29 protein-coding genes are annotated in these 26902 nt (G+C 63.7%); 17 read left to right on the top strand and 12 right to left on the bottom strand.

The window, feature by feature from the left end; all coding sequences use genetic code 11:
* Positions 1-60: 60 nt before the first annotated feature.
* The 3 genes from pyrF to ACFQJC_RS01830 all read right to left on the bottom strand — a co-directional run bounded on the left by pyrF (position 61) and on the right by ACFQJC_RS01830 (position 3923).
* On the bottom strand, positions 61-858 hold the full coding sequence (gene pyrF, locus ACFQJC_RS01840) for an orotidine-5'-phosphate decarboxylase (RefSeq protein WP_390221543.1): 798 nt from the start codon (positions 856-858) through the stop codon (positions 61-63).
* A gap of 347 nt (positions 859-1205) precedes the next feature.
* Positions 1206-2387, bottom strand: a complete 1182-nt coding sequence (locus ACFQJC_RS01835; RefSeq protein ID WP_390221542.1) for an MFS transporter — start codon at positions 2385-2387, stop codon at positions 1206-1208.
* Complete coding sequence (locus ACFQJC_RS01830) at positions 2388-3923, bottom strand: amidohydrolase (RefSeq protein ID WP_390221541.1); 1536 nt, start codon at positions 3921-3923, stop codon at positions 2388-2390.
* A 120-nt stretch (positions 3924-4043) separates the two neighbouring features.
* On the opposite strand from ACFQJC_RS01830, the gene hmgA reads away from it, so the two are divergent.
* Together hmgA and ACFQJC_RS01820 are read left to right on the top strand one after the other, a co-directional pair.
* The gene (hmgA, locus tag ACFQJC_RS01825) at positions 4044-5255 is read left to right on the top strand and encodes a hydroxymethylglutaryl-CoA reductase (NADPH) (protein WP_390221540.1); all 1212 of its coding nucleotides are present in this window, start codon (positions 4044-4046) and stop codon (positions 5253-5255) included.
* Positions 5256-5497: 242 nt separating this feature from the next.
* On the top strand, positions 5498-5644 hold the full coding sequence (locus ACFQJC_RS01820; protein WP_390221539.1) for a hypothetical protein: 147 nt from the start codon (positions 5498-5500) through the stop codon (positions 5642-5644).
* A 1-nt stretch (position 5645) separates the two neighbouring features.
* Here the strand turns inward: ACFQJC_RS01820 and ACFQJC_RS01815 are convergent, their stop codons facing one another.
* Complete coding sequence (locus ACFQJC_RS01815) at positions 5646-6179, bottom strand: DUF5817 domain-containing protein (RefSeq protein WP_390221538.1); 534 nt, start codon at positions 6177-6179, stop codon at positions 5646-5648.
* Between the two features lie 99 nt (positions 6180-6278).
* On the opposite strand from ACFQJC_RS01815, the gene ACFQJC_RS01810 reads away from it, so the two are divergent.
* Both ACFQJC_RS01810 and ACFQJC_RS01805 read left to right on the top strand, forming a co-directional pair.
* Positions 6279-6623: a cupin domain-containing protein gene (locus ACFQJC_RS01810; RefSeq protein WP_390221537.1), complete on the top strand. Its 345-nt coding sequence runs from the start codon at positions 6279-6281 to the stop codon at positions 6621-6623.
* Between the two features lie 50 nt (positions 6624-6673).
* Positions 6674-7225: a hypothetical protein gene (locus ACFQJC_RS01805; RefSeq protein WP_390221536.1), complete on the top strand. Its 552-nt coding sequence runs from the start codon at positions 6674-6676 to the stop codon at positions 7223-7225.
* Positions 7226-7304: 79 nt separating this feature from the next.
* Here ACFQJC_RS01805 and icd read toward each other — a convergent pair whose 3' ends face one another.
* The gene (icd, locus tag ACFQJC_RS01800) at positions 7305-8567 is read right to left on the bottom strand and encodes an isocitrate dehydrogenase (NADP(+)) (RefSeq protein WP_390221535.1); all 1263 of its coding nucleotides are present in this window, start codon (positions 8565-8567) and stop codon (positions 7305-7307) included.
* A 121-nt stretch (positions 8568-8688) separates the two neighbouring features.
* Between icd and ACFQJC_RS01795 the strand changes: the two genes are divergently transcribed.
* From ACFQJC_RS01795 to ACFQJC_RS01780, 4 genes are all read left to right on the top strand, one after another.
* Positions 8689-9600, top strand: a complete 912-nt coding sequence (locus tag ACFQJC_RS01795) for an isoaspartyl peptidase/L-asparaginase (protein WP_390221534.1) — start codon at positions 8689-8691, stop codon at positions 9598-9600.
* 63 nt (positions 9601-9663) lie between these two features.
* Entirely contained in the window at positions 9664-10599 is a 936-nt protein-coding gene (locus tag ACFQJC_RS01790) for an oxidoreductase (RefSeq protein ID WP_390221533.1), read from the top strand.
* Between the two features lie 73 nt (positions 10600-10672).
* The gene (locus ACFQJC_RS01785; protein WP_390221532.1) at positions 10673-11104 is read left to right on the top strand and encodes a DUF7522 family protein; all 432 of its coding nucleotides are present in this window, start codon (positions 10673-10675) and stop codon (positions 11102-11104) included.
* A gap of 59 nt (positions 11105-11163) precedes the next feature.
* Entirely contained in the window at positions 11164-11796 is a 633-nt protein-coding gene (locus ACFQJC_RS01780) for a DsbA family oxidoreductase (protein ID WP_390221531.1), read from the top strand.
* A gap of 21 nt (positions 11797-11817) precedes the next feature.
* Here ACFQJC_RS01780 and ACFQJC_RS01775 read toward each other — a convergent pair whose 3' ends face one another.
* Positions 11818-13629 (bottom strand): formate/nitrite transporter family protein, encoded by a 1812-nt coding sequence (locus ACFQJC_RS01775; RefSeq protein ID WP_390221530.1) that lies wholly within the window; start codon positions 13627-13629, stop codon positions 11818-11820.
* A gap of 140 nt (positions 13630-13769) precedes the next feature.
* On the opposite strand from ACFQJC_RS01775, the gene ACFQJC_RS01770 reads away from it, so the two are divergent.
* Positions 13770-13922: a hypothetical protein gene (locus ACFQJC_RS01770; protein ID WP_390221529.1), complete on the top strand. Its 153-nt coding sequence runs from the start codon at positions 13770-13772 to the stop codon at positions 13920-13922.
* Here ACFQJC_RS01770 and ACFQJC_RS01765 read toward each other — a convergent pair.
* Positions 13906-14568, bottom strand: a complete 663-nt coding sequence (locus ACFQJC_RS01765; protein ID WP_390221528.1) for a dienelactone hydrolase family protein — start codon at positions 14566-14568, stop codon at positions 13906-13908. The two genes, ACFQJC_RS01770 and ACFQJC_RS01765, sit on opposite strands and share 17 nt — an antisense overlap.
* A 167-nt stretch (positions 14569-14735) precedes the next feature.
* Between ACFQJC_RS01765 and ACFQJC_RS01760 the strand changes: the two genes are divergently transcribed.
* From ACFQJC_RS01760 to ACFQJC_RS01750, 3 genes are read left to right on the top strand one after another with little or no spacing between them, the layout of a single operon-like run.
* Positions 14736-15728 carry a thiamine pyrophosphate-dependent dehydrogenase E1 component subunit alpha gene (locus ACFQJC_RS01760; RefSeq protein WP_390222322.1) on the top strand — a complete coding sequence of 331 codons (993 nt, stop codon included), beginning with the start codon at positions 14736-14738 and terminating at the stop codon, positions 15726-15728.
* Positions 15728-16768 (top strand): alpha-ketoacid dehydrogenase subunit beta, encoded by a 1041-nt coding sequence (locus ACFQJC_RS01755; protein ID WP_390221527.1) that lies wholly within the window; start codon positions 15728-15730, stop codon positions 16766-16768. Before ACFQJC_RS01760 ends, ACFQJC_RS01755 begins: the two co-directional genes overlap by 1 nt.
* Entirely contained in the window at positions 16765-17025 is a 261-nt protein-coding gene (locus ACFQJC_RS01750) for a lipoyl domain-containing protein (RefSeq protein ID WP_390221526.1), read from the top strand. The genes ACFQJC_RS01755 and ACFQJC_RS01750 overlap by 4 nt, the downstream gene beginning before the upstream one ends.
* Positions 17026-17031: 6 nt before the next feature.
* Here ACFQJC_RS01750 and ACFQJC_RS01745 read toward each other — a convergent pair whose 3' ends face one another.
* The 3 genes from ACFQJC_RS01745 to ACFQJC_RS01735 form a co-directional block, all read right to left on the bottom strand.
* Entirely contained in the window at positions 17032-17442 is a 411-nt protein-coding gene (locus ACFQJC_RS01745) for a hypothetical protein (RefSeq protein ID WP_390221525.1), read from the bottom strand.
* A gap of 49 nt (positions 17443-17491) precedes the next feature.
* Positions 17492-19756, bottom strand: coding sequence for a polyphosphate kinase 1 (ppk1, locus tag ACFQJC_RS01740; RefSeq protein ID WP_390221524.1), 2265 nt, complete (start codon positions 19754-19756; stop codon positions 17492-17494).
* A 103-nt stretch (positions 19757-19859) separates the two neighbouring features.
* Positions 19860-20561, bottom strand: a complete 702-nt coding sequence (locus tag ACFQJC_RS01735) for a metallophosphoesterase family protein (protein ID WP_390221523.1) — start codon at positions 20559-20561, stop codon at positions 19860-19862.
* A 156-nt stretch (positions 20562-20717) separates the two neighbouring features.
* Here ACFQJC_RS01735 and map point away from each other — a divergent pair, with 156 nt between their 5' ends.
* Positions 20718-21608, top strand: coding sequence for a type II methionyl aminopeptidase (map, locus tag ACFQJC_RS01730; RefSeq protein WP_390221522.1), 891 nt, complete (start codon positions 20718-20720; stop codon positions 21606-21608).
* A gap of 57 nt (positions 21609-21665) precedes the next feature.
* Here the strand turns inward: map and ACFQJC_RS01725 are convergent, their stop codons facing one another.
* Positions 21666-22562, bottom strand: a complete 897-nt coding sequence (locus ACFQJC_RS01725) for an EamA family transporter (protein ID WP_390221521.1) — start codon at positions 22560-22562, stop codon at positions 21666-21668.
* Between the two features lie 82 nt (positions 22563-22644).
* On the opposite strand from ACFQJC_RS01725, the gene ACFQJC_RS01720 reads away from it, so the two are divergent.
* The 4 genes from ACFQJC_RS01720 (at position 22645) to ACFQJC_RS01705 (ending at position 25552) form a co-directional block, all read left to right on the top strand.
* Positions 22645-23190 carry an HIT family protein gene (locus ACFQJC_RS01720; RefSeq protein WP_390221520.1) on the top strand — a complete coding sequence of 182 codons (546 nt, stop codon included), beginning with the start codon at positions 22645-22647 and terminating at the stop codon, positions 23188-23190.
* Between the two features lie 80 nt (positions 23191-23270).
* Positions 23271-24212, top strand: coding sequence for a cation diffusion facilitator family transporter (locus ACFQJC_RS01715; protein ID WP_390221519.1), 942 nt, complete (start codon positions 23271-23273; stop codon positions 24210-24212).
* Positions 24213-24280: 68 nt separating this feature from the next.
* On the top strand, positions 24281-24709 hold the full coding sequence (locus ACFQJC_RS01710; RefSeq protein ID WP_390221518.1) for a GNAT family N-acetyltransferase: 429 nt from the start codon (positions 24281-24283) through the stop codon (positions 24707-24709).
* Positions 24710-24802: 93 nt separating this feature from the next.
* Positions 24803-25552: a class I SAM-dependent methyltransferase gene (locus tag ACFQJC_RS01705; RefSeq protein ID WP_390221517.1), complete on the top strand. Its 750-nt coding sequence runs from the start codon at positions 24803-24805 to the stop codon at positions 25550-25552.
* 30 nt (positions 25553-25582) lie between these two features.
* On the opposite strand, the gene ACFQJC_RS01700 is transcribed toward ACFQJC_RS01705, so the two are convergent.
* A complete protein-coding gene (locus ACFQJC_RS01700) occupies positions 25583-26881 on the bottom strand; it encodes a tRNA (N(6)-L-threonylcarbamoyladenosine(37)-C(2))-methylthiotransferase (protein WP_390221516.1) in 1299 nt (432 codons plus the stop codon).
* Positions 26882-26902: the final 21 nt, after the last annotated feature.

Raw genomic sequence — 26902 nt, 5'->3', positions numbered from 1 at the left:
GAGATTAGAAGTCGATGCTCGTAAACGTCTCGCCGATGCGTCAGAATCGGTGAACGAGACCTACCGGTACTGGTTCAGTCGGTTCTTCAGTTTCTTGGCGGCCTGTCCGGCGGCTTTGTGGAACTGCTCGCCCCGTCCTTCGCCGGCGAAGATGATACCGCGCGAGGAGTTGACGAGACCGACGCCGTCGGCGAGTCCGAACTCGACTGCGGCCTCGGCGTCACCGCCCTGTGCGCCGATTCCGGGGACGAGGAACGGGAGGTCCGGAACCTGCTCGCGGAGGGATTCGAGTTCTTCGGGTCCGGTCGCGCCGACGACGAGCCCGACGTTGCCGTGTTCGTTCCAGAGGTCGCAAAGGGCGGCCACGCGCTCGTAGAGGGGTTCGCCGGTTTCGAGCGTGAGTGACTGGAGGTCGGCGCTACCGGGGTTCGAGGTCCGACAGAGGACGAAGACGCCCTTGTCCTCGCGGGCGAGGAACGGCTGAATCGAGTCGCGGCCCATGTAGGGGTTCACCGTAATCGCGTCGGCTTCGTCGAGAAGTTGGGAGTACTTGCGGGTCGTGTTACCGATGTCGGCGCGCTTGGCGTCGAGGAGGACGGGAACGCCCTTTCCGTGGGCGTAGGCGATGGTCTCGCGGAGCGACCGCCAGCCGTCGGCGTCCTCGTAGAACGCGGCGTTCGGTTTGTAGGCCGCGGCGTGCCCGTGGGTCGCGTCGATGATGCGCCGATTGAACGCCCAGCGCGGGAGGTCCTTCTCCAAGAGGTGTTCGGGAATCCGGTCCATATCGGCGTCGAGACCGACACAGACGACACTATCTACTTGCTCGATGCGCGCGGCGACGTCGTCGAAGAAGCCCATTGAACCGGAGTGCGACGACAGGGAGTAAGGGGTTTTCCCTTCGGCGCCGAGGAACTGACGTAGGTTCGACGGCGATATCGAAGCGTGGTGTATCGAAATCGTCCGTCGGCAGTGATGTCAACTCGTGGGTGAAGATAGGAGGATGGGGACCTCCCAACACTGCCCGAACTGGACCGGGCACTCCACTCGGGCACGGATGCCGGTATTGTCAGAGGCGACCCGGCAGGTTCTATATGAATTCACAATGACATAAGGCCGTCAGTTCACCCACATAATCACAAGACATTTCGAGCCGAGATTGTCAGACTCGAGCGGGGACTCTCCTGAGAGAGTGTCTTCGGGTCGAATTACAGTGGACGACCGCCAACCCACGACACGCCAACGCCGACCAGCAACACACCGCCGAAGAGCGCGAGCGCACCGGTCGGCGAAATCACGTCGGCGACGACGCCCCCGGCGAGTTCGAAGGGGACGACGGCGAGCGAGTAGAGCATCCCCGCCGCAGAGAGGACCGTCGCGCGCCCGACCGAGTCCACGCGGTCGTTGACGTACTGGTTGCCGAGCGTGGTGGAGACGTTCGTGAGACCGCGGGCGAGCATGAACACCGGGAACGCGAGCGGCCCGAAAATCGGGAGCGTGAGATACGAGAGACCGAGGAGAACGGGTGCGCCGACGAACCAGTTTCGAATCCCCACGCGGTCTCGAATCCAACCGGAACGATAGCTCGCGGCCGCACCGAAGAGCGAGAAGACGGCGTAGGAAGCGCTCACGGCCGTGTTGGATGTCGTTTCGGGAATCCCCAGTTCGAGGACCACGTCGCGGATAATCGGTTGGTCGAAGATGTAGGCCATGTTGACGACGCCGAAGAGCAGCGCGAAGTAGAAGATAAAACTCCGAAGCGGCGGTTTCGCCAGTTTGTCGCGGATGACCGCCACCGCCATTCGTGGCGAGAAGTCGCCGCCGCCATCGCCGGTTTCGGGCACCGAGAGGAGGATTGGAATCCCCAGTGCGGTGACGACGGCGGTTGCGAAGAACGGGACCGAGTAGTTCGCCGCGTCGGCGAACACGCCGCCCGCGAACGTGGTTACCGCGCCGATTGCGAGACCGATACCGACCGCGCGGCCTTTGACACTGGCGAATTCGTGCGTCTCGTTGGTCTCGTCCAGCAAATCGTAGAGCCACGCGTCGTCGCTCCCGCTTCGGAACGTCTGGCCCACGGCCCACGTCGCGTAGACCACGGCGAGTTGGAGAAACGTCGTGGAGACGCCCATCGCGGCGGTCGAAACGGCGATGATGGCCGTCCCGAGTGCCATCGCCGAGCGCCGACCGAGTCGGTCACCGAGGTAGCCAGTCGGGATTTCGCTGACGACGAGCGCGACCCACCAGACGCTGTTGAGCGCGCCGACCTCGGCGAACGAGAGTCCCCGAGACCGGACGAACAGAATCCAAATTGCGGCCGTGAACGAGACGAACTCGGTCGCTTTGTAGGCGTAGTACTTGGCGACCGGCGAGCGGAGACCGCGTTCCATTCAGCGCGGTGCCTCGTAGACGATTCGGCCATCGACGACGGTCATCGCCACGTCGATGTCTCGAATCGACTCGGCTTCCCACGGCGACTCGTCGAGGACGACGAAGTCGGCCAGTTTCCCGACCTCGATGGTACCCAATCGGTCCTCGTCGAATCCGGCGTAGGCGGCCCCGCTCGTGTAGGCCCGGAGGGCTTCGGTGACGGTGAGCGACTGCTCTGGGTTCGGATGATTCACGGCGTGGTCGATACCGAGCAGGGGGTCGAGCGGCATGCAGTCGCTGCCGAACGCGAGCGGGACGCCCGCATCGAGTAGGTCGCGGTAGCGATTCGTCTCCAGTCGCCGGTCGCCGAGTCGGGCGTCGTAGAGTCCGCCATCTTTCGCCCACTTCAGGAAGTTCGGTTGGACGCTGGCGACGACGCCGAGGTCGGCGAATCGCTCGATGGCTTCCTCGGAGGCGAGTTCGACGTGTTCGACGCGGTGTCGAGCGCCGCGCGGGTCGTCGGTCGTCTCGTAGGCGTCGAGTACGGCGTCGATGGCCTCGTCGCCGATTGCGTGCGCCGTGAGTTGGTAGCCCGCGCCGTCGGCCTCGGCGACGAGTCGCTGCAACTCCTCGGGTTCGACGACCCACTGGCCGGTCTCGCCCGGCGCGTCGGCGTACGGTTCACCGAGTTTCGCGGTCCGGCCACCGAAACTGCCGTCCGTGAACGATTTGATGGCCCCCATCCGGACGAGTCCGTCGCCGTGGTTGGTTCGCAGGCCGATTTCTTCGAGCGCTTCGAGGTGGTCCGACCAGTAGTTGGTCCGGACTCGGAGGTTCAGCGCACCACTTTCGGCGAGGTCACGGTAGACTTCGGGCGCGAAGGACCCGCGAATCATGTCGTGGATGCCGGTGACACCTCTCGACGTTGCGTCGTCCTGGGCGGCACGGACGAGGGCTTCCATCTCCTCGCGGTCGGGTTCGGTCGCCTCGCGGATTGCATCGACCGCGCCCTCGACGATGACACCGGTCGGATGGCCGCCCTCTCGTTTGACGCCTTCGTCCGGGAGTTCGTCCACGTACCGGTCGAGGACGACGGAGTTCACGCCCGCGGTGTGGATGTCCTCGCGGAAGGCGACGACTGGAGCGGTTCCGGAGACCGAATCGAGGTCGTCGCGGGTGAGGTACCGCGCGTCGTCCCACGCGCTCTCGTCGTAGCCGAAGCCGATAATCCACTCCTCGTCAGCGACTTCCTCGGCGCGTTCTCGGAGACGGGAGAGCGCTTCGGCTACTGATTCCGCGCCCGAAAGGTCGGCGTGGACGAGCGATTTCCCGACCATCGGGAGGTGCGTGTGGGCGTCGATGAACCCCGGCAGGACGACTCGCCCGTCGCAGTCGATGACCTCGGTTTCGACGCCCGCGAGCATCTCGACGTCGAAGGCGCGGCCGACTCGAACGATACGCCCGTCGCGGACGGCGAGTGCCTCGTAGGTCTCGTCGAGCGATTCCAGCGTGTGGACCTCCGCGTTCGTGAGCACGAGGTCCGCTGGCGCAGTCATATCTCACTCCGCGATGCGGGAAGGCAAAAAGGGTGGGATGAACCGTCGAAAGTCCCTCCCGAGCGTCGCGGATGGACGGGAACCGGAACTCGTTAGGGCCGCGACTGGGTAGCCTGAGGCATGACTGACGCCGCGTCTCTCGCCGACCGTGTTCGGGAGGGCGAACTCCGATTCCACGAACTCGAAGCACACGCCGACGCCGACGTTGCGACCGAAGCGCGCCGGATTCTCGTGACCGAGCAGTCGGGTGCCTCGCTCGACGCAGTCGGTAACTACGGCTTCCCCGCCGACGTCGCCGACTCGGCCATCGAGAACATGATTGGGGCGATTCAGGTGCCGATGGGCGTCGTCGGACCCGTGAGCATCGACGGCGGGGCCATCTCGGGCGACACGTACCTCCCGCTCGCAACCACCGAAGGCGCACTGCTCGCCAGCGTCAACCGCGGGTGCTCGGTCATCGACTCCGCCGGTGGTGCGACCGCACGCGTCCTCAAATCGGGGATGACGCGCGCGCCCGTCTTCCGCGTCGCGGACGTAGCCGAAGCGGAAGCCCTCGTCGAGTGGACGCGAAACAACTTCGAGGCGCTCAAAGACGCCGCCGAGGAGACGACCAACCACGGCGAACTCCTCGACGTGACGCCCTACGTCGTCGGCAACTCCGTCTACCTGCGCTTCCGCTACGACACCAAAGACGCGATGGGGATGAACATGGCGACGATTGCGACCGGTGCGGCCTGCGAAGTCGTCGAAGCGGAGACGACCGCCTCGCTCGTCGCCCTCTCGGGCAACCTCTGTACGGACAAGAAACCCGCCGCCATCAACGCCGTCGAAGGTCGTGGGCGGAGCGTCACCGCCGACGTGCTGATTCCGCGCGAAGTCGTCGAGGAACGCCTGCACACGACGCCCGAAGCCATCTCTGAACTCAACACGCGAAAGAACCTCATCGGGTCGGCCAAGGCCGGCAGTTTCGGCTTCAACGCCCACGTCGCCAACGTCGTCGCCGCGATGTTCCTCGCCACCGGACAGGACGAAGCGCAGGTGGTCGAAGGCTCGAACGCCATCACCACCGCGGACGTGCAGGACGGCGACCTGTACGTCTCCGTCTCGCTCGCCTCGCTCGAAGTCGGGACCGTCGGCGGCGGCACGAAGCTCCCCACGCAGTCCGAGGGACTGGACATCATCGGCGTCCGCGGCGGCGGCGACCCGGCCGGTTCGAACGCCGACGCCCTCGCAGAGTGTATCGCCGTCGGTGCGCTCGCGGGCGAACTCTCGCTCCTCTCGGCGCTCGCCTCGCGGCACCTTGCGAGCGCGCACGCCGAACACGGCCGATAATCAGTCGGCCAGTTCGCGGGTGAGTAGCCGGCCACCATCTCGGGAACTCGGGTGACTACTTTCGCGCGCCCGAATCGAGCCAATCGGGAGACAGTGACACTCTCTACGTCGAATCTTCGACTTCGTGCTGGATTCTCAGCATTTCACTTTCACCACGCTCCCTTGGCTCGATTTTATTCTCCTGTCCGCAGTAGGACGCTATCGCGCTCGCCCAGTGAGCATCCGCGAGCGCTCCCCCCTCCATGAACGTCCCCCTCCACTGGTCAGACCCCGACACAGAAAGCGAAGCACAGATACGCCGCCTCGCATTGGCACTCAAACTGCTCAAGTTGACGCTCGGCGTCGTCGCTGCGGCCCTCTCGATAGCGAAACTGCTCGGCGTGCTCTAACTCAGAGTAACCTGTATCGCCCGCGAGACTCCGACACCTCGCCCCGGCGTCGGAGTTTTTCGAGCACGTCCTGCGCCTTCTCCGCGGGAACACCACGCTCGACGGCGACGGCGACGATTTCGTCTTCGGTCGGTCGGTCACCGTCACGAACCGCATCTCGAATAATCGTCACTCGGTCCGGCGACCCCGAGTTGCCCTTGTTTTCGGCTCGCTCTCCCGCTTGGAACACCTCGTCGGCGTCGAGACCGGAGCCTTCGAGGTACTCGCGGTCGTCGATGCCCGACTCCTCGACTTGCCGGCCTAAGTCGGAAACGTGCTCGACCTGTGCGAACTCCGCGCTATCGCCGTGTTTCTTGGCGAGCAGAGCGGCGCGCGCCTGCCGCGCCGCGTCCTTATCGTCGGACTCGAAGAAGTGCCGGAGTTTCTTCGTCTGATGCCGACGGCCGCAACGAGGGCAGGTGGCGGTCTTCGACGCCTTCGGATCCGAGAGAAGCCACATGTTCGAACAGTTGGTGCAACCGACCACCGCGTACATGTCGAGGAGTTTTGCGGCATCGGGTTTGAACGTTTGGACGGATGTCCCTCGGACCGTACTGAGGGTCGGATTTATCCAGTCTCCCTACGCGCTGTTACCATGGACCGCGTATCCCTCGACGACGTAGACCCGACCGAAGCCGTAGACGACGTCTTTCTGAGCGTGCTCGCTGGCGGCGAGAAGATGAACGTCCAGTACTTCCGCATCGAACCCGGCGCAGTCGTCCCCATGCACGACCACCACCACGAGCAAGTCGGCTACATCGTCTCCGGCGAGTTGACGTTCATCGTCGGCGACGACGAGGAAGAACTCGTTTTCGGCCCCGGCGACGCCTACTCGCTCGCCGCCAACGAACCCCACAGCGCCGAGAATCGCGGTGAAGAGACGGTAACCGGTCTCGACATTTTTTCGCCACCGCGCGACTTCGCCGATTGGCAGGAGTAGGAATGACGAAGGGCCGACAATTTTAGGCCCTCCTTCGAGAGTTGTCCGCTGTGAACCTCCTCCCGTGGTTACTCGATTGGCCCCCACGTCCGGCGTCGATTCTCGCTTTCCTCGTCGTCACTGCCTTCAGCGTCGGGTCGCTCGTTCTCTTCGCCCCGCTCACCGACGAACTCTCGACCGACGAGGTGACCGTCGAGATAGCAGATTCCTCGGTCAAACTCAACGACGAGATGGACTACCCCGAGGGTGCCGAATCCGGGGAGGCGTACTCGTGTATCTCGTACGGAACGCCCGGCGACAGCCTGCACGTGAGAGCAGATGGAACGCTCGGCCTACCTACCGGCTTCGACCGCGACGGCGACACCCCCTACACGCTCGAAGTGAGCGTCGATGGACTCGAAGAGACTCGAACCGAGACGTTCCGCGGCACGGGCGAGGACCAGTGGGACGTGTCGTGGCTCGTCCAAGACGACGAGACGCTCTCGGTCGGCGAGACGACGACGCTCAGGGCGCAGGTTCGACAGTCGGGAGACGTGGTGGCGACGACAAACCGGAGCGTTACGATTGCGGAGGGCGACCAGCGATTCGACTGCGAGGAGTAGGGAGAGCGCCGTTGCTCACCGTGTGAAAAACGAGGCCAGATGGCCTCAGATAGTATCCCTGTGAGGGAGCGAAACCCGCTTACGCGAGTTCGTTGATGTTTTCGACAATCTTCTCGGCGAACTCGCTCGTTGCGAGCTTGTTGCCGCCTTCGATCTGGCGGTGCAGGTCGTAGGTCACGTCGCCCTCGGAGATGGTCTTCTCGACTGCGTCGCGGATGAGGAGACCGGCGTCCTTCCAGCCCATGTACTCGAACATGAGACGGCCGGAGAGAATCATCGCGGTCGGGTTGACCTTGTCCTGACCGGCGTACTTGGGTGCCGAACCGTGGACGGGTTCTGCGAGACAGAGACCTTCACCGAAGTTCGCACCGGGTGCGATGCCGAGACCGCCAATCTGTGCGCCTGCGGCGTCCGACATGTAGTCGCCGTTGAGGTTCATCGTGGCGATGACGTCGTAGTCGGCGGTGCGGGTGAGGAGCTGCTGGAGCATGTTGTCGGCGATGCGGTCCTTGACGACGACCTTGTCCTCGGGCTTCTCGCCGTCGTACTCTTCCCAGAGTTCGTCCTCGGTGATGGTGACGTCGCCGAACTCCTCTTCGGCGAGTTCGTAGCCCCAGTCACGGAAGGCGCCTTCCGTGAACTTCATGATGTTACCCTTGTGGACGAGGGTCACGGAGTCGCGGTCGTTGTCGAGTGCGTACTCGATTGCCTCGCGGACGAGACGCTTCGTTCCGAACTCGGTGATGGGCTTGATGCCGATGCCGACCGGGCCGTCGTGGATGACGCCCGTCGCGCCCATCTCTTCTTCGACGAACTCCTTGACCTGCTCGACTTCGTCGGTGCCTGCTTCCCACTCGATGCCGGCGTACACGTCCTCGGTGTTCTCGCGGAACGTGACCATGTCCATCGCCGAGGGGTTCTTGACGGGCGACGGGACGCCGTCGAGGTGGTAGGTCGGGCGAACGTTCGCGTACATGTCGAGCTTCTTGCGGAGCGCGACGTTCAGCGAGCGGAAGCCAGCGCCGACGGGCGTCGTGAGCGGGCCTTTGATGGCGACGCGGTGTTCGCGGATGGCGCTGACGGTGTCTTCGGGAAGGTTCTCGTCGTACTTCTCGCGGGCGGATGCGCCGGCGTAGACGCGCATCCACGAGACGGAGCGACCGGTTGCTTCTGCGGCGGCGTCGAGGACCTTCTGCGCGGCCGGACCAACGTCAGAACCGATGCCATCGCCGTAGATGATGGGGATAATCGGGTTGTCCGGTACAGAAAGCTCGCCGGATTCCTCGTCAGCGAGCGTGATCTTCTCTCCCTCTGCAGGGACCTCGATCTGGTCGTAGCTCATGAACAATAGGGGGTTTTGAACAGGGGGTAAAAGTCCTGCCGTTATCGCCCCAGATACGCAAGCTTCACCGCATTCGCCCCGGTTCGGTACGTTTAGGCACACCCCTCGAGTCGCCACTGGTATGCGAATTATCGTCCACGGTGGGGCCGGTGGCGTCCCCGACGAACCCGCCCCTCGACAGGCAGTGTGTGACGAGGCAGCGACACGTGGTGCAGACCAACCCGACCCGATTTCGGCGGTCGAAGCCGCGGTTCGCCACCTCGAATCGGACCGCCGATTCAACGCCGGTGTCGGCGGCGCGGTCCAATCCGACGGCGTCGTCCGGACCGACGCGGGCGTGATGACGAGCGACCGAGAAGTGGGCGCTGCGAGCGGCATGGCGGGCGTCGAACACGCCGTCTCCGTCGCTCGCGCGGTGCTCGAAGAGACGCCCCACGTCCTCCTCGCCGGGGAACCGGCAGTGAACTTCGCCGCCGACGTGGGGGTCGAAACCGGGGTGGACCTCTTCACGGACGAGACGCGCGAGCGCTGGGAGGACGCGGACGCGCCGACTGGCTCACCGACCGAGCACCTCGCGTGGCTCGCGGACCGATTCGGCGGCAGCACGAGCGACCCGACGGCGAAGGCGAGCGACGGGCACCTCTCTTCTTCCGACCTCCCCGGTTACGATACGGTCGGTGCCGTCGCCACCGACGGCGAGACGTTCGCCTCGGCGACCTCCACGGGCGGCCGGTGGTTCGCCCTCGCGGGTCGCGTCGGCGACGTGCCGCAGGTCGGGTCTGGCTTCTACGCCTCCCCAGCAGGCGCGGCATCGACGACCGGCGCTGGCGAGGATATCGCCCGCGTCACGCTTGCACGACGTGCGGTTCGGCACCTCGAACGCGGATGCGACGCACAGACCGCCGCCGACCTCGCAATCGAGGAGTTCGGTGAACTCACCGGCTCCGATGCGGGCGTCATCCTCCTCGACGACGACGGCTTCGGGTCGGCGTTCAACTCCGACGGCATGCAGACGAGCACCGCCGAACGATAGCGAGAACCAGCAGATTTCGAAGCCAGCATCACTGTTTAGCCGACGGCGTCCTTCTGCTCGCATATGACAGATTGGTCCGTCGAGAACGTCCCCGACTGCTCGGGGAAGACTGTCGTCGTCACCGGCGCGAACAGCGGTCTCGGGTTCGAGGCGACCACGATGTTCGCACAGAAGGGCGCACACGTCGTGATGGCCTGTCGTGACCTCGACCGAGCCGAGGACGCGGCGAACGAGATTCGCTCGGAGGTCTCGGCGGCGTCACTCACGCGCTCGAAACTGGACCTCGCCGACCTCGAATCGGTTTACGCGTTCGCAGACGAGTTCAAATCGAACCACAACGAACTCCACGTCCTCTGCAACAACGCGGGCGTCATGGCGGTTCCCCGTCGTGAGACGAAACAGGGCTTCGAGATGCAACTCGGCGTCAACCACCTCGGTCACTTCGCGCTGACCGCCGAACTCTTCGACCGCATCCGAGACACGCCGGGCGAGACCCGAATCGTCAACACCTCCAGCGGGCTTCACGAGCGCGGGAAGATGGACTTCGACGACCTCCAGAGCGAGCGCGACTACGACAAGTGGGAGGCCTACGCCCAGAGCAAACTGGCGAACCTGCTCTTCACGTACGAACTCGACCGCCGACTCGACGCGGCCGGCATCGACGACGTGGTCAGCGTCGGCGCGCACCCCGGCTACGCCGCGACCAACCTCCAGTACCGCGGCCCCGAGGCCACCGGCTCTCGGGTTCGCCTCCTGATGAACAAACTCGCCAACACGGTCATCGCCCAGTCGGCCGAGATGGGCGCGCTTCCACTGCTCTACGCCGCGACCGAGGAGTCGGTCGAAGGCGGCGACTACATCGGCCCACAGGGGCTGTTCGGCATGCGCGGATACCCCGGCAAAGCGGATTCGAGCGCGCGCTCGAAAGACGAGGCGACCGCAGAGCGACTGTGGGACGTCTCCGAAGACCTCACCGCTCGCCGGTTCCGTCTCGCCTGACCTTCTTTCCATCCTCCGTCTTTTTCTCCAAATTAGAGGAGAAATAAAATACTGAGGAGTGCTATATGGGGTCATGTCCTCTGCGTCAGACGTTAACACACCAGCCTTTGCAGATGCGCTCGTCAGCACGTGCCGGGCGACGCTCGGTGATTCCCTCCGGAGCGTGGTGTACTTCACGCCTGAGGAGTTCGAACTGCTCTATATCCGCCGTGACCTCTACGGCGGGGACACAGCGCAAACCCGCGATGCGAAGGCCGCGCTCGTCGAGGCAGAACGTGTCGCATTCGGCCCGGACGAACGCTACAACAAGGAGGCGTACGAATCCGAAACCCGCACCGACTTCGGCGAGTACGAGTTCACCCTCCGGGTCTTCTCGGAGGGCTTTATCGGCCGCGTCGTCAGCGGCACACAGGGCGTGCTCGTGACGACGGACGAACTCGAACTCCGAGAGTTCGAAGAGATGGAAGTCGCCATCCGACAGATGTTGCGCGGTGCCGTCCGGTGAGGCGAGACGCTGCACGTCCACCCAACGCTCTTTTGTAACCGTAGTCGATACGAGTGTGTATGAGCGAGTCTCAACCCGAGCACATCACGGTCTACTCGGACTACGTCTGTCCGTTCTGTTACCTCGGCCGCGAATCGCTGAAGCGCTATCAGGACTCCCGCGAGGAGGAACTCGACATCGACTGGCATCCCTTCGACCTGCGAAGCCAGAAGCGCCGACCCGACGGGACTATCGACTTCTCCGTCGATGACGGCAAAGACGACGAGTACTACGAGCAGGCGAAACAGGGCGTGCGCCGCCTCCAGGAGAAGTACGGCGTCGAGATGACGCTCGATATCGCCACGGACATCGATTCACTCCCCGCCCAGGTCGCGTCGTACCACGTCAAACAGCACTACGACAACGACACGTGGCTCGAATTCGACGTGTCCATCTTCGAGGCGCTCTGGCAGGAGGGCAAAGACATCGGCGACGAAGACCTGCTGGTCGAACTCGCCGAGGACGCCGGCATCGACGGCGACGAGATTCGCTCGGCACTCGACGACGACGGACTCCGAGCGGAAGTAAGAGAGAAGTTCGCCGAAGCACAGCAACACGGCGTCACCGGCGTGCCGACGTTCGCCTACGACGGGTATGCGGCCCGCGGTGCGGTCCCGCCGGAGCAACTCGAACGACTGGTAGAAGGGTTCTGAAACGACGAACGGAGGCCGAATTCAGCGGCCGAACAGTCGTTCTTTGAGGGTTCTGTTCGTCGCTCGTTCGGCCAGGAGAATCGGGTGGTCGGTGTCGTTGACCACGTCGAAGTACAGCGAGTCGGTCAGTAACCGAGCGAGGAGTCCGCGCTCCGTCGCGCCCATGAGAATCATGGTGTGACTGTCGGCGTACTCTTCGATGGCCCGCTCGGCGTCGCCGGAGTCGTCTACGACGAGATTCGCGTCCGGGATTCCGTGTGTCTCGGCCCACTCCGAGAGGAACGATTCGCCGCGCTCGCGGTCGTCCGGGCCATCGACGACGTGGAGGAGCGTCACCTCCGACCCGACCGTGTCGCGGAGGGCGCGCGCGACTTCGGCGCTGAGTTCCGAGTGCGAACTCTCGACGGTCGGGACGAGGAGTCGCCCGGTGTCGTAGTTTCGGTCGTTGAGGACGAGGAAGTCGCAGGGGAGGCGGTTCGCCAACTCGTTCAATCGACGCTCCGCTTTGCCGCCCGCCCAGATGCGGTCGTTGCCCCAGCCCATGACGACGAGGTCGGCGTCCTTGCGCTGGGAGATGGTGAATATCTCCTCGAACGAGCGGTGAGAGACGACCGTCGAGGTGCGGGCTTCGACCTCGTACCCCGCGGCCCGCTCCCGAGCGCCTTCGAGCAACTGGTTCGAGTGCTGGACGATTCGGTCGTTCTGCGCCGCGCCGTAGCGCTGCGAGATGCGTGAGGGAACCTGGACGACGTGGACGATATCGACGACGGCGTCTTCTCTCCCCTTGGCGAGCGTGCAGGCGAGTTCGACGACGTGCGCCTCCGTTCTCGGGTTCGAGATGGGAACGACCACATGATAGGCGTCGGGATTGCTCTCGACCGCCTCGTCGGCCTCGATGAGCGGGACGTACGACCGACCGACGAGCGAACCGAGCGCCCACTCGGACATCGAGAGCTGTCGTTTTGCGCCCTCGAATCGGGCGGACTCCAGTCGGTTCTCGGTCGTCTGGAAGTAGTTGACGATGGTGACGAGGACAACCCCGCCGAACGTGTTACCGAGCAAGACGGGGACGACGAACTCGTTGAGTCCGACGAGGAACGACAACCGCCCGTTCATGACGAGGTAGACCATCTCGGTGTAGGAGACGACGACGTGGAAGAGACCGCCGAGCGGGACGGCGAGAAACGCCATGTAGACGACGACGAGCCGAGAAATCGTATCGCGCGCGGCGAAGGTGACCCAGACGACGCCAGCGACGATGAGCCCGGCGAACGCGGCCTTGAAGAAGAGGCTGGTCCACGGAGTTTCGACGCCCGCCTGCGCGATTTCGAGCGCCGCATCCGCGGCTTCGGGCGAGAGGACGCCACCGTAGGCGAGTGCGGCCGCCCCGAGGGTTCCGCCGAGGAGGTTCCCGGCGAGGACGACCACCCAGTTGCGCAGGAGTGCAGGGACGCTGGCGAGTCGTTCGAGCGTCAGCGCGACCGGCGGCAGCGTGTTCTCGGTGTAGAGCTGGTAGCCGCCGATGATGATGTAGACGAATCCGAGCGGGTACAACAGCGCGCTCAACACCGGGTCGCCGCCGGTCGATGCCTTCATCGAGACGTACAGGAGAAACGTGATTGTAATGGCGAACCCCGCGGCGAGCGCGCTGAAGAACAACTCGCGCGCGCCGGAGGTAATCTCCTCGTCGGCGGCGGCGACGATTCGCTGAAACACCTCGTCCGACGAGAATCGGTCGCGGACGACAGACCCGACTGCTGGTGCGCCGCTTCGGGACCGTTCGACCGCCTCCCGAACCGATTCTTCTGGGTTTGGAGGGTCTGACTCTGTCATCAGTGCGAGATGATTCCAATCAAGGCGGCCTAAACGTACTGATACGAACGGAGACGACACGACGCCGAGACCCTCGGCCAGAGGTATCTGTCTCGTCCCGTGCGCCGCGAGTTCCGCTCGCCGGCGTCTCGGTACGCATAATGAGCAGTCAGCACCGGCCCAATGCCTGCGGCCGCGACTTCGACTCGGTCGAACAGTTCCGCCACCACGTCGAGCGGCGACACCCGAGAACCGGGTGGCGGTGGTGGGTTGCGGTCGAAGGCCCCGCCCGCGACCTCAAGTTCGCTCGATAGCCGCCTTGGCGAGGTGGCCGGCGAACCACTCGGCGGCCACGTCCGAGACGGCTTCGAGTTGCCCCGGTCCCTCGAAGAGGTGTCCCGCTCGGGGGACGACTTCCATGGATTTCTCACACGCGAGCTGTTCGAAGGCGTCGTGGTTGAGTTGGAGGACGACCGAGTCCGCACCGCCGACGATGAACAGCGTGGCCGCCGTCACGTCGTCGAGTCGTGATTCGGCGAGGTCCACTCGGCCGCCGCGGGAGACGACCGCACCGACTTCGTCGCCGAGTTCCGCCGCGGCGAGGAGTGCGGCACCCGCGCCAGTGCTCGACCCGAAGTAGCCGACTTCGAGCGACTCGGTGTCTTCTCGGTGGCGAAGCCACGCCGTCGTATCGAGGAGTCGCTTGGTCAACAGCGGGATGTTGAATCGCGTCTCGTACGTCTCGTCTTCTTCTTCGGTCAGCAAGTCGAAGAGCAGCGTTCCGACGCCGTACTCGCGGATGACGCTCGCGGCGTAGTTGTTTCGCGGACTCTTGCGACTGCTCCCGCTCCCGTGTGCGAACACGACCAGACCGGTTGCGTCCGCCGGCAACGCCAACTCGCCTTCGAGTTCGACCCCGTCTGCGGGTATCGTGACCGGGACTACAATCGTGTCAGTCATACCGTAGAGTACTCCGTTGAGTGACTTAGCTTCGTGCGCTGCAAGCGCCAAGAACCCTGATTTCGGCATTCTCACCGTCGAGACAGTCATGTCTTACACAATTAATATTAATAGATTTTCTAGAGAACAGTTCCAATGCTATGCCTAGTGTGAGCGAGCTGAAAACGATGTACGAGAATATGGTGACTGCTCGACAGTACGAAGAGCGGTTACAGGAAGAGTACCTCGTCGGCAAACAGCCCGCATTCGACATCTCAGCAGGACCGATTCCGGGTGAACTTCATCTCGCCGCCGGGCACGAATCGTCGGGCGCGGGCGTGTGCATTCACCTGCGAGACGACGACACCGTCACCGCCCCGCACCGACCCCACCACATCGCCATCGCCAAGGGGGTAGACCTCAAGAAGATGACAGCCGAAATCTTCGGGCGTGAGACGGGGCTTTGCCGCGGAAAGGGCGGTCACATGCACCTGTTCGACACCGACGTGAACTTCGCCTGCTCGGGTATCATCGCCCAAGGGTGCCCCCCAGCCGTCGGCGCGGCGATGGCCGCGAAGAAACGAAACACAGATTCTGTCGCTGTCGCGTTCCTCGGCGAGGGCGCAATCGACCAAGGCGGCTTCTTCGAATCGCTCAACCTCGCCGCCGTGCAGAAACTCCCAGTCGTCTTCGTCATCGAGGACAACGACTGGGCGATTAGCATGCCGAAAGACCGCGTGACCGACGTGAAAGACGGCTCGAAGCGCGCACAGGGCTTCGACATGCCCGGCGAGCGCATCGACAGCGACGACGCAGTCGCCGTCTACGAGGCCGCAAAGCGCGCAGTGAGTCGCGCCCGCGACGGCAACGGGCCGACGCTCCTCGAAGTGCAGGTCCACCGCCGGATGGGTCACTTCATGGGCGACGCGGAAGCCTACCGACCGGAAGGCGATATCGAGCGCGCGAAACAGCGCGACTCCATCGAACGCCTCGAAGACGACCTGCGCGCGCACGACGTTTCCGACGACGAAATCGACGAGATTCGAACGCGTGCACACGAGAAGGTCGAAGAGGCAATCGAGTGGGCGAAAGACCAGCCAGAACCCGACCCGGAGACAGCCTACGAAGACGTATTCACGAACCCACCGGCACCCGCAGTCACCGACGGAGGTGAGCAATAATGTCCACAGAACCACAAGACGCGAGCAAAGCGAAAGAGACCGAACGACAACTGACCATGAGCAGGGCGATGGTCGAAGCCATCGCCACCGAGATGCGCGACAACGACGAGGTGTTCGTCATGGGCGAGGACGTCGCCGACTACGGCGGCATCTTCTCCAGTACGACCGGTCTCCTCGACGAGTTCGGCCGTGACCGGGTCATGGACGTGCCCATCAGTGAGACGGCGTTTATCGGTGCCGCCGTCGGCGCGGCCATGTCCGGCATGCGCCCGATTGCGGAACTGATGTTCGTGGACTTCTTCGGCGTTGCGATGGACCAGATCTACAACAACATGGCCAAGAACACCTACATGAGCGGTGGCTCCGTCTCCGTTCCGATGGTGCTCATGACGGCCGTGGGCGGCACCTACAACGACGCCGGCCAGCACTCCCAGACCCTCTACGGCACCTTCGCCCACCTGCCGGGCATGAAAGTCGTCGTCCCGAGCAACGCCTACGACGCCAAGGGCCTGATGCACACCGCCATCCGCGACGACGACCCGGTCGTCTTCATGTTCCACAAGCGCCTGATGGGTCTCGGCTGGATGCCGTCGCCAACCGGCCCGAAGACGGGCGTCCCGATGGAGGCCTACACGATTCCGTTCGGCGAGGCGGACGTGAAGCGCGTCGGCAGCGACGTGACCGTCGTCTCGCTCGGCCTGCACGTCCACCGCGCGCTCGAAGCGGCCGAGGACCTCGCCGAGGACGGCATCGAAGCCGAGGTCATCGACCTGCGGACGCTCGTTCCGCTCGACACCGAGACCATCCTCGAATCGGTGAGAAAGACGGGCAAACTCCTCGTCGTGGACGAGGACTACCAGTCGTTCGGCGTCACCGGCGAGATTATCGCTCGCGTCGCCGAACACTCGCTCGACGACCTGAAGGAAGTCCGCAGACTGGCGATTCCGGACGTGCCGATTCCGTACGCTCGCTCGCTGGAAGACGAAGTCAACCCCGGTACCGCGGACATCGCCGAAGCGATTCGGGAACTCCACGAATGAGCGGGGACGTCGAGGTCACCTCGGCGTCCGTCTGGCCCGACGACGCCGCGGACGTAGACGAAGGCTACCTCGCCAACTGGTTCGTCAACGAAGGCTCGTCGGTCTCCGAGGGCGAGGTCATCTGCGAGATTCAAGTCGAGAAAGTGAGCGTGGACGTGCCCGCACCAGCGACGGGGACGATTTCGGAGGTGCTGGTCGCCGAAGGCGGCGACTTTGGGAGGAGTGACGTGCTGGCTCGAATCGAATCGAGTGAGTAGCGAGAGTCAGCAGGGTGAGACATCGTCGCCGCTGACTCGCTCGGCACCTTCGTTCGTGACGAGATAGGTGGCTTGCGAAGACTGGTCTGCGATACTGTACGAATCACCGTGCTTCGCTTCGTACGAGTAGGGATGTCGAATTTCGACCAATACCCCCTCTGCCGTTCGATTTGTGATAGCTGCTTCTTTGCTTGTCGTCGTCGCCGTGATTCCCCATTCGCTGAGACACGACGCATTCCCGAGACGCGATTCGAGATATTCCCGCTCCGCGTCGAGGGCGCGTTGCTTTGCGCTGGTGTTCGATAGCTCGTCACCCGCACTCGGCGTGCCACCGAGACACCCGGCCAGCGAAACACCACAACCGAGCACGCCACCAGCACGCGTCAAAAACCGCCGCCGCGGTTCGAAGGAGGGCATCGTCTGGACTGCGACGAGTTTCGATAAATGTCTTCTGCCGTGGATGTTCTCAGTCGTCGTCCACGTCGCCCAGCAACTCCGCCCGATGTGTCGCGGCGAGCGCCCGGTCCATCAGCACCCGATGAGCCTCGACTGCTTCCGCATCGCCGGGTCGGAGTTGTTCGTACCGGCCCTCGGAATCCATCACCCAGCGCTTGCGATTATCAGAGAGTAGTGCGTCGAGGACGGCCTCTAATTCGACGCGGAGTTCGGGGTCTTCGACGGGTGTGACGGCCTCGACGCGCCGGTCGAGATTTCGGACCATCCAGTCGGCGGAACCGAGATAGTACTCTGGGTCGCCCTCATTTTCGAAGTAATAGATGCGCGAGTGTTCGAGGAATCGGCCGACGACGCTAGAGATGGTGATGTTCTCCGATATTCCCTCGATTCCGGGTCGGAGTCGGCAGATGCCGCGGACGACGAGGTCGATTTCGACGCCAGCCATCGAGGCTTTGTATAGTTCTCGAATCATCTCGGGGTCTTCGAGTGCGTTCAGTTTGGCGACGATTCGCGCCGGCTTGCCGTCGCGGGCGTTCTCGGCTTCGCGGCGGACGAGTCGCGTCATCTCCTCGCGGAGGTTGGTCGGCGCGACGAGCAGTTTTCGGTAGGTGTCGTGCCGCGAGTGACCGGTGAAGTAGTTGAACAGGCGGACGAGGTCGTGTCCCACGTCGGGGTCGGCGGTGAAGAGACCGAGGTCGGTGTAGAGTTTCGCCGTCTGCGAGTGGTAGTTCCCGGTGGCGACGTGAGAGTAGAGTCGCACGCCGTCGGATTCCTCGCGGACGACGAGCGCCGTCTTGGAGTGCGTCTTGAGACCGAGCGTCCCGTAGGCGACGTGGATGCCCTCCTCTTCGAGACGGCGGACCCATCGCAGGTTGTTCTCCTCGTCGAATCGGGCTTTGAGTTCGACCATGACGGCGACCTGGATGCCGTTCTTCGCGGCTTCGATGAGCGTCTCGATGACCTCCGAGTCGGGGGCGGTTCGGTAGATTGCGGCTTTGATAGCCAAGACGTGAGGGTCGTTCGAGGCGGCTTCGAGGAACCTCCCGACCGTGCCCGTAAAGGAGTGGTACGGATGGTGGACGAGTACGTCCTTCCGGGCGATTTCGGCGAACAGTTCCCCCGGTTCGTCGGCCGTGAGTCCCGCGAATCGAGGATGTGGTTGCGGTCGCCAGTTGTCGAGTGCGAGGTCTGGCCGAGGGAGGTCCAACAGCGGCGTGAGACCCGTGTAATCGAGCGGACCATCTCGTTCGAACAGTTCCTCGGGCGAGAGCGAGAGTTGTTCGACCAGTAGGTCGCAGACCCGCTTGGGCGTCGAGTCTTCGACTTCGACGCGGACGACTGTGGCGAACCGACGCTGTCGAAGCACGTCCTCTATCGTGTCGATGAGACCCTCTGCGACCTCCTCGTTGCGCCTGACCTCGGCGTTTCGCGTCACCCGAAAGAGCGAGGTATCGACGATTTCGACGTTCGGAAAGAGCAAGTCGAGGTTGGCTTCGATGACGCGAGCGAGCGGGACGAACTGTTCGCCCTCGCGCTCGTCCGTTCCCTCGCCACTCGTCTCCCCTTGGGCGTCCGCTTCGACGTGGTCGGCGACGCGAACGAGACGCGGTCGGTTCCCGGGCACCTTCACCCGAGAGAACTTCAGCGAGTCGTCGTCGCGTTCGCGGGTGAGCACCGCCAGCGAGAGCGAGAGGTTCGAGATGAACGGAAACGGGTGCGTGGGGTCGAACGTCAGCGGTGTGAGCGTCGGCAGGACCGAGGCTTCGAAGTAGTCGCGCAGCGCGACCTGTGCATCTTCGGTGAGTTCGTCGTACTCGACGAGGTGGATTCCGGCGTCCGCGAGCGCCGGGTGAACGAGTTCGTGATAGCACGCGCTCTGCTGGTCGAGCAGGTCACGGGCACGGTCGAGGACGAGTCGCCACTGTTCGTTCGGCGTGCGCCCGTCGGGCGACAGTTCGGTGACGCCGGCGTCGATTTGCTGTTTGAGACCGCCGACGCGTTTCATGAAGAACTCGTCGAGGTTCGAGGTGAGAATCGAGAGGAACTTCACGCGTTCGAGCACGGGATTCCGGTCGTCGATAGCCTCGTGGAGCACGCGCTCGTGGAACGCGAGTTCGCTCAGTTCGCGGTTGAGATACAGCGACGAGTCGGTGAGGTCCACATCGGAAGCAGAGACTGTTCGCGTCGGTTGGCCGACGCTGACGGGGTCCGTGACGCCGCCATCGAGCGAGAGCCGGGGTCGTCCGTCGGGCACCGAACCATCTTCCTCAGACATTTCGTATCGAGAAGTGGGTCACGGGTGGACTTTACTGCGACGCTCGTTCGGCGGGAGGCGTGGACAGAAGACGGGGCGAAACGAAAACGGGGCGGAAACGCGCTCAGACGAGGGCCGGTTGGCGGGGTTCGATAATCTTCGAGTCGGAGCGTTCCTCGTGGGTCTCCTCCACGTCGATGGCGACGAGTTCGTCCGCGCGGAGGTCGTAGGCGGTGAGCGCGCCGCCGTAGACGGCACCCGTGTCGAGACCCATCGCGTAGTCGTAGACCGCGGGGTGGGCCATGACGGTGTGACCGAAGAAGACGCGTTCTGGTCCCTCGTAGTGTTCGAACCAGAACGGGCCGTCGTAGCTGTCGCCGGGGTTCATCGCGCGGGTGTTTTCGAGGTCGTCGATGTCGTGTTCTGCGAGGGGCTTGTCGGGGTGGACGCCCCCGTGGACGACGAGACCGCCTTCCCACGAGATAGCCACCGGGAGGCTCTCGATCCAGTCGAGGTCGTCGTCGGTCAGCGCGTCGATTTCCTTCGTGCCGCGGATGAGTTTCTCCTCGTTGTTGCCGCGAACGGTGAGGAAGTTGTCGCGCTCGCGGACGTAGTCGATGACGCCCTTGCTGTCCGGACCTTTGCGCACGAGGTCACCGACGAAGACGACCAAATCCTCCGGCGAGGGGTCGAGGCGTTCGACCAGTTGTTCGAGCGCGGGGAGGCACCCGTGGACGTCGCCGACGACGTACACGTCGTCCCACTCGTTGAGATTCACACGGAGGTGCTTGTCGGCAACGTCGGGGTGGAATGTGAGTGCGCTCATAGTAGTCAGTCTGCCCGTAGGATGACGCTATACGTTAGAAAACCTTGCTAGTAGAAGTTGTATGAGCTATATAGTCACGCGGCAGGCTCAGAGCTGGCCGAGGGCGAACTCTCCCATCCCGCAACCGCTTTCCCGTGGGGTGACTAACTCGCGGCCATGAGCATCGGACCCCTCGACGAAGAGACGGTCGAGAAGTATCGAAACGCAGGGGAGGTCCTCCGCACGGTGATGGACGAATCTGCCGAGATGATCGAACCGGGCGTCACGCACCTCGAAGTCGCCGAGTACGCCGAAGAGCGCATCTGCGAACTCGCCGACGGCTGTGCGTTCCCGGCCAACATCAGCATCAACGAAGAAGCCTCGCACGCCAGTCCCGGCCGCAACGACGACACCGAGTTCGGCGAGGACATGGTCTGTCTGGACCTCGGCGTCCACATCGATGGCTACATCGCCGACTCCGCGGTGACAGTGGACCTCTCGGGCAACGACGAACTCGTCGAATCCGCCGAAGAGGCGCTCGACGCCGCCCTCGACATGGTCGAAGCGGGCGCGCACACCGGGAAAATCGGCGCGGAAATCGAAGACGTGATTCGCGGTTACGGCTACACGCCGGTGCTCAACCTCTCGGGTCACGGCGTCGAGCAGTGGGACGCCCACACCGACCCGACGATTCCGAATCGCGGCGCGGACCGCGGCGTCGAACTCGAAGTCGGCGACGTGGTCGCAATCGAACCGTTCGCAACCGACGGCACGGGCAAGGTGACCGAAGGCTCGAAGAACGAGATTTACAGCCTCGTCAACGACCGCTCGGTCCGCGACCGGATGTCCCGCAAACTCCTCGACGAGATTCGAGAAGAGTACAAACTGCTCCCCTTCGCCGGGCGCTGGTTCGACGGCGGCCGCTCCGAGATGGCGATTCGGCGCCTCGTCCAGCAGGGCGTCCTCCGAAGCTACCCCGTCTTGAAGGAAGAAGACGGTGCGATGGTCGGGCAGGCAGAACACACCGTCATCGTCACCGAAGACGGCTACGTGAATTTGACCGAGTAATCGGTATCGACTTTTCGGTGCGATTTCTGTTTCGGTAGATTTGGCACACACTACCGGTCAAAACGTCACCAACGCAGTTCCGACGACGACGAGCATCGCCCCAGTGACGACGCCGCGGGTGACTCGTTCGAGGTCTTGCAGGAGGAAGTAGACGAAGACCGTGGTAAACAGCGGAGCAGTCGCCGCGAGCGATTCGACGATTGCCACCTGTCCCGCCGGAAGCGCGAGCGCGCTGAACAGTGAGATGAGGGCGACGGCGGTGAGTGTGCCGCTGACGGCGAAGTAGCCGTAGGACCGACGGTCGGCGGAGCGAAACCCATCGACCCCGCGGACGGCGGCGTAGCCGAGAAAGACGAGGAGGGCACCCGCCTCGTTGAGGGCGACGGCCTGCAGGACGTCCGCACCGCCCGTCTCCAGTCCGAATCGTCGGAGGACGTTTCCGAAGGCGAAGAGCGCGCCCGAAGCGAGTGGGTAGACGAGGTCACGGGTCTCCCACCCCGAGAGGTCGCCGCCCTTTGCGAGGCTGAGGACGACCAATCCGCCGACGAGGACGACGATACCGACGCCCGTAGAGAACGAGACGGGTTCACCGAGCAGTCCGAAGGCGAACGCCGTTGCGAACAGCGGGCGAGCGCTCACGACTGCGCTGTTGATACTCGCCCCGACTCGGTCCACGCCGACGAAGATTGCCAGCCGACCGAGCGCCGTTCCCGTCGCCCCGGCGAAGAGAAACAAGCCCACGATGGCTAAATCGATTCCCGCGAAGGGCGCAGTTCCGCGAAACAAGAGCAACGAGACGACCAACGAGAGGTCCACAACGACGACGACGAGCGACGCCTGCAAGGCGGTGCCGTCGTACGACATCCCTCGTTTGTCCAAGACGGGGGTAAAGCCCCAGATGACCGCCGGGACGAGCGCAAAGAGGTACACCAACAACCCATCGCTGAGGACCATACCCTGTCTCCGTATCCCTGACGGATGAAGGTGACTTTCCGACGACCGAAACGCCTTGCACCTCTCGGTTCGTCCACCCGACATGGACCAACTGTTCGCCCCGTGGCGCATCGAGTGGGTGACGCGTGACCGCGACGACGAGGAGTACTCCTGCCCGTTTTGTGCACTCCCCGAACGCGACGAGGACAGAGAGAGCAAAATCGTCGCGCGCTCGGAACACTCCTTCGTCATCCTCAACAACGCCCCCTACGCGCCGGGGCACGTGATGGTCATCCCGTACAAGCACACCGGCGACTTCACCGACCTCACGGACGAAGAACTGCTGGACCACGCCCGACTCAAATCGCTGACCATCGACGCGCTCGACGCCGCATTCGACCCCGCCGGCTTCAACGCGGGCGAGAACCTCGGCGGGTCTGCCGCGGGTGGCTCTATCGACGACCACCTCCACACCCACGTCGTCCCGCGGTGGAACGGCGATACGAACTTCATGCCGATACTCTCGGATACGAAAGTCATCGTGCAGGCGCTCGACGAGTCGTACGACCACCTCCACGAGGCGTTTGCGAGCCTCGACGGGGCGACTGTCGAAGACGACCAAAGCGCCGTTCGCTTTAGTTTTGATTGAATCTAAAACTCTTGTAAACCGCGTCTAAACGGTCGCTCTCGCCCGAAGCTCATTTCAACCCCACCCCCGAATGTCGGGTAATGGACCGAACGCAGGCGATTCGTCGGGTCGGGTTCGTCGTCCTCGCAGCGAACCTCCTGCTCGCCGTCGGGAAGGGTACAGTGTGGTGGTCCACGGGGAGTCTGGCCGTCGGATCCGAGGCGGTCAACAGCCTCTCGGACTCCATCTACAGTATCATCATTCTCGCCGGACTGTATCTCACGACGAAGCCACCGGACTTCGAGCACCCGCACGGCCACGAGCGAATCGAACCGTTCGTCGCGCTGTTCGTCGCCGTGGGCGTCTTCGCCGCGGGCGGGGCGATTCTCTGGCAGAGTACGGTCCGGATTCTCGAAGGCTCCTACGGGAGCCCCGCGGGGACCTACGGCGTGCTCGTGCTCGTCGCCGCGGCCGTCATCAAGTTCGGTCTCTATCGCTACTGCCAGCGCGTCGGAAAAAACCGAAATTCGCCCGCGCTCGTCGCCGCCGGCCTCGACAACCGCAACGACATCCTGACCGCGGGTGCCGCGCTCGTCGGCGTCCTCGGCGCGCAAGCCGGCTATCCCATCCTCGACCCGCTCGCGGCGATGGTCGTCTCTATCGGCATCATCTACACGGGCTACGAAATCGTCCGCGACAACGTGAACTACCTCGTCGGTGCCGCCCCGCCGGAGTACCTTCGAGCGCTCATCATCCAGACGGCGCTGTCGCACCCCGACGTGAAGGGCGCACACGACGTGGTCGCCCACTACGTCGGTCCCGAAGTGGACGTGAGCCTCCACATCGAAGTCGAAGGCGACATGACGGTCACCGAAGCCCACGAAATCGAATCGTGGGTCGTCCAAGCCATCCGCAACATCGACGAAGTGGACGACGTGTTCGTCCACGTGGACCCCAAGGAACTCGGCGAGTGGAAAGAGGACGACGAGACCGAGCGGTTTACGACCTTCTCGCCGGACGGCGGGGACGGAAAGCGGCCGTAGCGCACAGCTTCGAGTGAAGCGACACGGAGAACAGAATCGTTAGGCTCCGAGCGCGTGACCCTCAATCGATGACCGAGTACACCGTCGTCCCGGAATTTCCCGACCCCGAAACATACGTGAATCTCCGCGATGCGGCCGGGATGGCACCGCGTTCGCTCGCGGCCGCAGAGCGAGGGCTTCCGAACACGGTGTTCGGCGTGCGCGTCCTCGACGGCGAGGAAATCGTCGGCATGGGGCGACTCGTCGGCGACGGCGGAACCGTCTATCAGGTGGTCGATGTGGCGGTCCACCCGGACCACCAGGGACGAGGACTCGGCACGCGAATCGTGGACGAACTCGTCGCGTATCTGAACCGCGAAGCGCCACCGTCGGCGTTCGTGAACCTCCTCGCCGACGTGGACGGCTTCTACGAGCAGTGGGGCTTCGAGTACAGTGCACCGGCATCGAAGGCGATGTTTCTCCGGGTGACCGACGACGGCGTTCCACGGCGCGAGTAATCGTCGCCGACACCCAGCCACCACCAGTCAACTGCCGACAATCGAGATTTCAGTCTAGCCAAATTTTATACCCGGCTCGGCCGGAGACTGTCTATGGATTCTCGCGGCGTCGTCGATTTCTACGACGTGTGGGCTTCGGTGTACGACGCAGAAACGTCGCCGACAGAAGACGTGTCGTACTACGTCGAGCGCGCCCGAGAAGTCGATGGGCGCGTGCTCGAAGTCGGGTGTGGCACGGGTCGTATCTACCTCGAACTCCTGCGCCACGGCGTCGATGCGACGGGCATCGATATCTCGACGGGGATGCTCGACAGACTCCGGACGAAAGCCGACGAGGAGGGACTCGACCCGCGGGTGTGGCACGCCGACATGCGGAACTTCGTCGTGGACGACCCCTACGAGTTGGTCATCGTCCCGTTTCGGGCGTTCCTGCACAACCTCACCATCGACGACCAACTGGCGGCGCTCGAATCGTTGCTCGCCGCGACCGACGACGACGGCGAATTGGTACTCAACTTCTACGCGCCGGACTGCGAGTTCGTCATCGAGAACTACGGCACCGAAGAGACCGAACAGGTCGAACTCGACGGCGAGACGTATCGCATCATGCACCGCGCCGACTTCGAAGACGAAATCGAAGGCATCGTCCGCGGTGAGAAGGCGCTGTTCGATGCGAACGACGAACTCGTCGTCTCCGAGAGCTACCGAATCAAGTCGATGACGAAGCGGGAGTTCGAACTCCTCTTGGAACTCGTCGGCGCGTCGTCGTGGGAACTGACGAACTTCGACGGCGAGTTCCCGAACTCGACCCGGGACGAACTCGTGTGGTCGATTCGGCCGTGAACTGCGGGGAGTCGGGAGAACGGGGAGTCGTTAGGAGTGCTGTTTCGCGCCGGCGACGGCCGTCTCGGCGGGCGTCTCCACCGGCTCTGCGAACGCGTAGACGGTCTGGTGTGCCGTGACCTCGACGGTGGCGAAGTCGCCGGGTTCGAGTCCGTACTCGGATGCGTTCTGGACGATGAGTTGGCGGTAGGCTTCGTCGCGGCACTTCACCGAGTCGCCGTGGCCCTCTTCGACCACGAGCACGTCGTGTTGGGTACCAATCATCGACTCGTAGGCGTCGGCGACGATGTCCATCTTCGCCTCGGACATCTCCTTCGAGCGCTCCTTTTTGATGGTCCCGCCGAGACCCTTCAGGTCGGCGGCGTCGGTGCCGGGACGCTTGGAGAAGCGCGTGACGTTGATTTTCTCGGGGCGAACCTCCTTCAGGAGGTCCATCGAACGTTGATGGTCCGCGTCGGTTTCGGTGGGGTAGCCGACGATGAAGTCCGTCGAGAGCGTCCAGTATCCTAACTCTCGGTCGAACGTCTCGACGATTTCCTTGAACTTGTCCACGCGGTGCTGCCGGCGCATGTGCTCTAGAACGTCGTCCGACCCGGACTGCACCGGCGCGTGGATGAAGTTGTAAAGTTTATCGTGCTCGGCGAACACCGCGGCGAGTTCGTCGCGGATGCCGTGGACGCCGCCGGGGTTAGCCATGCCGACGCGGACCCGAAAGTCGCCCTCGATTTCCGTGCAGATGCGGTCGAGGAGTTCCGGAAGCTTTCGCTCGCCCTTGTCCCACCCGTAGACGCCGGTGTCCTGACCCGTGATTCGGAGTTCCTTCGCTCCGGCGTGGACGAGCGCGCGAGCCTTCTCGACGTTCTCCTCTACCGAGGGCGAATCGACACGCCCGGTTGCGAACTTGGTGATGCAGTACGAACAGTTCGACATACACCCGCGAGCGATGGGGAGGATGCCGACGACGCCGTCGAGGACGGGTTCGACGCCGGGGCCGGGGGTCGGACACTCGCCGTTGGTGACGGCGTTCGGTACGTCGTCCCAGTGGAGAATCTGGGCGTCGATACCTTCCTCGCGGAAGTCGTTGCCCTGCGCGAGGGCCATACAGCCGGTGATGATGAGGTCCGCCGTTTCGCGCTCCAGTTCTTTGGCCCGTCGGAGCATGTTGCGCTCCGTCTTCTCCACGACCGTACAGGTGTTCATGATGGCAACGTCGGCTTCCTCGGGACCCTCGACGCGGTAGTGCCCGGCATCGCGGAGCGCGCTCTCGATGGCTCGGCTCTCGCCGCGGTTCGAGGTACAGCCGTACGTTTCGATGTGGTATCGGGCCATTCGGTTATGGCACGTACCATG

This window comes from Haloferax namakaokahaiae (genome assembly GCF_042663225.1).
In the GTDB taxonomy this organism is placed as follows: domain Archaea; phylum Halobacteriota; class Halobacteria; order Halobacteriales; family Haloferacaceae; genus Haloferax; species Haloferax namakaokahaiae.
This window is presented reverse-complemented; position numbering and strand designations above follow the sequence as displayed.

What these genes read in the sequence shown, in the direction of transcription:
- pyrF (WP_390221543.1), bottom strand. Translation starts at nt 858, where the DNA reads ATGGGCTTCTTCGACGACGTCGCCGCGCGCATCGAGCAAGTAGATAGT.
- ACFQJC_RS01835 (WP_390221542.1), bottom strand. Translation starts at nt 2,387, where the DNA reads ATGGAACGCGGTCTCCGCTCGCCGGTCGCCAAGTACTACGCCTACAAA.
- ACFQJC_RS01830 (WP_390221541.1), bottom strand. Translation starts at nt 3,923, where the DNA reads ATGACTGCGCCAGCGGACCTCGTGCTCACGAACGCGGAGGTCCACACG.
- hmgA (WP_390221540.1), top strand. Translation starts at nt 4,044, where the DNA reads ATGACTGACGCCGCGTCTCTCGCCGACCGTGTTCGGGAGGGCGAACTC.
- ACFQJC_RS01820 (WP_390221539.1), top strand. Translation starts at nt 5,498, where the DNA reads ATGAACGTCCCCCTCCACTGGTCAGACCCCGACACAGAAAGCGAAGCA.
- ACFQJC_RS01815 (WP_390221538.1), bottom strand. Translation starts at nt 6,179, where the DNA reads ATGTACGCGGTGGTCGGTTGCACCAACTGTTCGAACATGTGGCTTCTC.
- ACFQJC_RS01810 (WP_390221537.1), top strand. Translation starts at nt 6,279, where the DNA reads ATGGACCGCGTATCCCTCGACGACGTAGACCCGACCGAAGCCGTAGAC.
- icd (WP_390221535.1), bottom strand. Translation starts at nt 8,567, where the DNA reads ATGAGCTACGACCAGATCGAGGTCCCTGCAGAGGGAGAGAAGATCACG.
- ACFQJC_RS01795 (WP_390221534.1), top strand. Translation starts at nt 8,689, where the DNA reads ATGCGAATTATCGTCCACGGTGGGGCCGGTGGCGTCCCCGACGAACCC.
- ACFQJC_RS01790 (WP_390221533.1), top strand. Translation starts at nt 9,664, where the DNA reads ATGACAGATTGGTCCGTCGAGAACGTCCCCGACTGCTCGGGGAAGACT.
- ACFQJC_RS01785 (WP_390221532.1), top strand. Translation starts at nt 10,673, where the DNA reads ATGTCCTCTGCGTCAGACGTTAACACACCAGCCTTTGCAGATGCGCTC.
- ACFQJC_RS01780 (WP_390221531.1), top strand. Translation starts at nt 11,164, where the DNA reads ATGAGCGAGTCTCAACCCGAGCACATCACGGTCTACTCGGACTACGTC.
- ACFQJC_RS01775 (WP_390221530.1), bottom strand. Translation starts at nt 13,629, where the DNA reads ATGACAGAGTCAGACCCTCCAAACCCAGAAGAATCGGTTCGGGAGGCG.
- ACFQJC_RS01770 (WP_390221529.1), top strand. Translation starts at nt 13,770, where the DNA reads ATGAGCAGTCAGCACCGGCCCAATGCCTGCGGCCGCGACTTCGACTCG.
- ACFQJC_RS01765 (WP_390221528.1), bottom strand. Translation starts at nt 14,568, where the DNA reads ATGACTGACACGATTGTAGTCCCGGTCACGATACCCGCAGACGGGGTC.
- ACFQJC_RS01760 (WP_390222322.1), top strand. Translation starts at nt 14,736, where the DNA reads ATGTACGAGAATATGGTGACTGCTCGACAGTACGAAGAGCGGTTACAG.
- ACFQJC_RS01755 (WP_390221527.1), top strand. Translation starts at nt 15,728, where the DNA reads ATGTCCACAGAACCACAAGACGCGAGCAAAGCGAAAGAGACCGAACGA.
- ACFQJC_RS01750 (WP_390221526.1), top strand. Translation starts at nt 16,765, where the DNA reads ATGAGCGGGGACGTCGAGGTCACCTCGGCGTCCGTCTGGCCCGACGAC.
- ACFQJC_RS01745 (WP_390221525.1), bottom strand. Translation starts at nt 17,442, where the DNA reads ATGCCCTCCTTCGAACCGCGGCGGCGGTTTTTGACGCGTGCTGGTGGC.
- ppk1 (WP_390221524.1), bottom strand. Translation starts at nt 19,756, where the DNA reads ATGTCTGAGGAAGATGGTTCGGTGCCCGACGGACGACCCCGGCTCTCG.
- ACFQJC_RS01735 (WP_390221523.1), bottom strand. Translation starts at nt 20,561, where the DNA reads ATGAGCGCACTCACATTCCACCCCGACGTTGCCGACAAGCACCTCCGT.
- map (WP_390221522.1), top strand. Translation starts at nt 20,718, where the DNA reads ATGAGCATCGGACCCCTCGACGAAGAGACGGTCGAGAAGTATCGAAAC.
- ACFQJC_RS01725 (WP_390221521.1), bottom strand. Translation starts at nt 22,562, where the DNA reads ATGGTCCTCAGCGATGGGTTGTTGGTGTACCTCTTTGCGCTCGTCCCG.
- ACFQJC_RS01720 (WP_390221520.1), top strand. Translation starts at nt 22,645, where the DNA reads ATGGACCAACTGTTCGCCCCGTGGCGCATCGAGTGGGTGACGCGTGAC.
- ACFQJC_RS01715 (WP_390221519.1), top strand. Translation starts at nt 23,271, where the DNA reads ATGGACCGAACGCAGGCGATTCGTCGGGTCGGGTTCGTCGTCCTCGCA.
- ACFQJC_RS01710 (WP_390221518.1), top strand. Translation starts at nt 24,281, where the DNA reads ATGACCGAGTACACCGTCGTCCCGGAATTTCCCGACCCCGAAACATAC.
- ACFQJC_RS01705 (WP_390221517.1), top strand. Translation starts at nt 24,803, where the DNA reads ATGGATTCTCGCGGCGTCGTCGATTTCTACGACGTGTGGGCTTCGGTG.
- ACFQJC_RS01700 (WP_390221516.1), bottom strand. Translation starts at nt 26,881, where the DNA reads ATGGCCCGATACCACATCGAAACGTACGGCTGTACCTCGAACCGCGGC.